Origin of the sequence: Reichenbachiella sp., assembly GCF_039944555.1 — a bacterium.
GTDB lineage: Bacteria > Bacteroidota > Bacteroidia > Cytophagales > Cyclobacteriaceae > Reichenbachiella.
Genome location: NZ_JBDUYN010000019.1, coordinates 1 through 4,468 on the forward strand (window position 1 = coordinate 1; position 4,468 = coordinate 4,468).

Below are 4,468 nucleotides of genomic sequence, written 5' to 3' on the forward strand. Positions count from 1 at the left end.
GCAAACTCTACATCTGAAACCGGAAGCAAGTATGATGGGAGCCATTCAGGTTTATATTTTCAAAGAATCTGGAAAAATTGTTGAGACTACCACGCTACACAAAACCTACCTGACTCAGGTCTTTGAAATTGATGTACAAAACCTGAATCGTGGACTTTATTTTGTAAAAATGATAAATGACAACACCACAGCAACATTTAAGATAAGTAAAGAATAAAAATCATCAGGGCACGGTATGGTCTAACAGACTTTGTGCCTTCTTAGAACATAATAAATACTCATCATCGAAGATGGCGAGATATTGAATGAAGCGAAAATTGATACTATGAGCCATCAAAATTACCTCTATCTAGAGTACCGAAGAACCTTGAGTAAATTCAGGAAGCTTCAAAACCGATTTGAAAAAAGACTAGCCAACAATACATTTCAGGAATTGACCGCCCGAAAGAGGCACAAGCTCCTCACGCAGCTACGAAAACTTAAGCAAAAAATAGTTCAGCTTACCAGTAGATTGAAGTTGGCTACTGCCGGAGGTTCATTGGCATTGAGTTTGGGATTAATGATCGGAGCTCAAACTGAAGGGCTTGCATCCACTGGCCCGACTGGTATTGGGGTGCCAAAAACCTTGACAACAGACAAAACCTTGTTGAATACCGAAACTGATGGCAGCCAGGAAAATCCCGATGTCGCCATAAATGATCTGGGAGAATCAACGTTTGTTTGGGAGTCCGCCAGCAATCAAATTATGGGCAAGGGATTTGGTAGTGATGGCGAAAGTATTGAATTCACGGTTACTGATGATACCTTTAGAAACGTAGATCCCTCCGTGGCTTTAAATGATGAAGGAGATTTTGTCGTTGCCTGGAGCTCGTATGAGCTTACTTCCCCCTACAGTACGTATTCCATCAAGTACATGAGATATGAGGTTGATGGAGATGAAATTGTCCCTGATGGTCCTTATACCATTGCCCAAGGCACTTCTACCGAAAGCAAAGCTTTAAATAATCCTGATGTAGCAATAAGCGAAGATGGAAATTTTGTGATCGTCTGGGGTGATTCGGAAACCGATGTATCTGATATAAAAGCTCGCTATGTAAATACGGAAAATGTTTCGGACTTGGAATTGAATGTGACCGATAATTCTCCAACAGAAAGTGCAAAGGAGCCTGCGGTTGATATTGATGACGAAGGTAATTTCACTGTCATATGGCAGGAATCCTTCGACATGATGTCGGCATCTACAAGCTCAGTGAAATCAAGAAAATACAGAGCCAGTACAGCTCTTGAGTCTGAAAAGGTCTTGGTGTCTGAATCGGGTATTACCGATCGACTTAGGACCCCGGATATTGCTTTGAGTGGAGATGGTAGTTTTGCCATTGCGTGGCATGACGATTATACATCACTTAGTCAAGAATACATTTATGCTAAAAGTTTCGATTCCGAAGGTACTGAGTTGTGCCAAATCACGGTTGTGGACGATGTAGCATTTCAAAACCTTTCGGATCCTGCTGTAGCTGCTGACAAAGACGGCGGATTTGCTGTTGTCTATGCGCTTGAAAACATCTCCAGTGAACTAAGCAAAATTTCAGGAGCAAGATTTAACCAGTTAGGCGGCCGTCATGAGGACTTAGACTTTTATACTGGTGGAGAAGAAGAAGGGGAAAATCCATCAATAGCCATGAATTCTCGTGGTGACTTTGTGGTCGCCTGGGATGATAGAGAAGGGGAAGTCAATGCTTGTGAGGAAAACCTAGACTGTGAAGGTACCGGAGTATATTTCAAACAATACAAAGATGCTGGCAATGCACCCTATTGTTTGGTTGAAGAAGCCGTGGTCAACGACTTCAGTACGGGCACGCAGTATCGGCCTTCTATAGATGTAGACCAAAATGGCAACTATGTAGTGGTATGGCAAGGCGAGTGGCATTCTACAGTAGAAGACGGATCTGGCATTATCGGCCAAAGATACAATGCTGATGGAACTAAAGAAGGGTCGGAATTTCAAATAAATACCACAACCACAAATAATCAACTTCAGCCAAGCGTAGCCATGGATCCAAGTGGAAATTTCGTAGTAGCATGGTCTAGCTACGATGGTGACTATTCTGGCGATTACAACATTAGGGCTCAAAAATTTATAGCCAATGGAAGCAAGGATGGGTCAGAGCTTTTGGTTGATCAAGTCGATGGAGCCTACGAAGTATTGTTCAATCCATCGGTAGATATGAATAGTGATGGAGATGCCATTATTGTATGGCAGAGAAACAACTCATCTTACGGCAATTATGGCCTTTATGCCCGCAGGCTTGAGAGTGATGGCCAATTTGCAGGTGATGAGTTCAAAGTTGACTCAAGAACGACCGCGGGTAGTCGGAACAACCCGGATGTTGCGCTAGACAATGATGGCGGCTTTGTAGTTGCCTGGGGAGCAAGAATAGTCACCGACGAGCAAACCTTCATTAGACGATTTGATAACAAGGACAACGCTTTGGATCAAAATGATGTGCAAATTTCTACTGGCTCTAGTGCTCAACAAAGAACTCAATCCATCGATATGGACAAAGTGAGTGGAGATTTTTTGGTTGCTTTCACCAAAGAATTTGGTTCTTACTCAAGTATTTTGGCGAGCAAATATAAAAGTGATGGCACGGCTATATTCGAGGAAGAGTTACTTACGAATGCTGGCCGCGCAGATGACGAGCCACATGTATCGGGCAATGATAATGGTGAATTTGCTGTTGTCTGGAACAACAGCAGTGGAAACAACCACGCGGCCATTTCCATGTTCAATGAAGACAATGAGCTTGAATATGAAAAGTTTATGGCCATAGACCCTGACAATTCGATGGTAGGGGTTTCTGTAGCCTTAGATGGAGATGGAGATGCTATGGTTGTCACCGGAGCTTACTATAGTGGAGGGTACAACATCTACTCCAAAAAATTAGGAAGGCCGCTTTCAGGCAACATCGATGCCGGCAGTGAATTTATTGTAAACAGCAAAATTGCGTTTGATCAAAAAGATCCTGATGTCGCTCAAAATACGGATGGAGATTTTGTGGTGGTTTGGTATGATTTTGACGCGAACCCTAACAGCGAATATACGATCAGAGCCCAACGATACGATGAAAAAGGTGTTCGCCAGGGTGATGAAATCACCGTTAATAACGGAACAAATAATGCAGTTGGTGACCCAGCAGTTGCTTTGAAGGATGATGGCAATTTCATGGTAGTCTGGCGGGAGTACAGTGCGGTTGGTGGAGAAGATGACGATGTCTTGGGTAGCTTATTTGATTGGGATGGCAACGTGGTTAAAGATGATTTCATTATCAATGAAGAAACTAGCCACCATCAAAGAAACCCGGACATTGCTATCAATCATAAAGGAAATTTTCAAGTCATTTGGACAGAACGGCGTTCAATCACTACGCCTTGGAATAAACTCTATGCGCGTGAAGTGTCATCCGACGGGACTCCGGATGCGCTAGGTGAACAGTTTCTATATGACGTTGGAGAATCCGCAAACGTAAGCCTGCAAGCCTCGGTGGCTGTCAACGATGATGGAAATATGGCCATCCCTTACATTTACAGCTACGATGGTGTAAAAAGTGGATTCTTTGTATTTGATGAAGACGCCCAGGTATTGGTTGATGATGTTGACTTTAGCACTAGCGAGCAAGTGGATTCGCGCCCACCGTCTATATCGACTAATCAGGATGGTGATTTTGTTGTGGCCTGGTCCGAATATGATTTGGGAAATAGCAAATACGACCAGATGGTAAGAAAATACACCTCAGGAAGTGATTTTGACGCTGATGCTGTGAAAGTAAATGATTTTACCAAACATTCGGCACCATCTATTATTGCAGTAGACGACGGAGATTTTATTATATCCTCTGCTGACAGGGATGACAGTGATGATTTTTATAACATATACGTTCAGAGATTATCTTCGAGCCTTGAAACCATAGGCCCGGCCATCTTAGCGAATAATATCGATGGTAGTGATGTCAATGAAAATGCAATCGCTGCCAGCCCGGATGGCAGCTATACAGTGGTTTGGCAAAGTAGCTATGCAGATGGTAGTGATGAGGCCATTATGGCACGGCAGTTTGTTTCACACAAGCCGGTAATTGAGAATCAAGGGTTGACGCTTGACGAGGGTAGCGAGGCAGATATTACCGCAACCGAATTATCCTTTAGCAATCCTTCGGACAACAACAATTCAGCGATCCTTACTGTCAACCAGCTACCATCACAAGGCACGCTCAAATTGGATGGGAATAATGTGGCCCTGTTTCAAGAACTGGATGAAGATGACATGTTCTTCCTCAGTTATGAGCACGATGGCAGTGAAACAACTTCGGATCTCTTTACTTTCTCAGTGGCTAACGCAGATTTTGAAACAAACAATTACACCTTTTCCATAACAGTAAATCCTGTCAATGACGAGCCAGACCTCACGGCCAAC

General features: G+C 43.3%; 2 protein-coding genes. Both read left to right on the forward strand.

The annotated features are described in order from the left end of the window. Positions 1-217 (forward strand): T9SS type A sorting domain-containing protein (locus ABJD64_RS24460; protein WP_348183468.1); only part of this gene is annotated, 217 nt, incomplete at its 5' end. A 108-nt stretch (positions 218-325) separates the two neighbouring features. After that, positions 326-4,468, forward strand: a 4,143-nt coding sequence (locus ABJD64_RS24465; RefSeq protein ID WP_348183470.1) for a cadherin-like domain-containing protein, incomplete at its 3' end; no start/stop codon positions are given.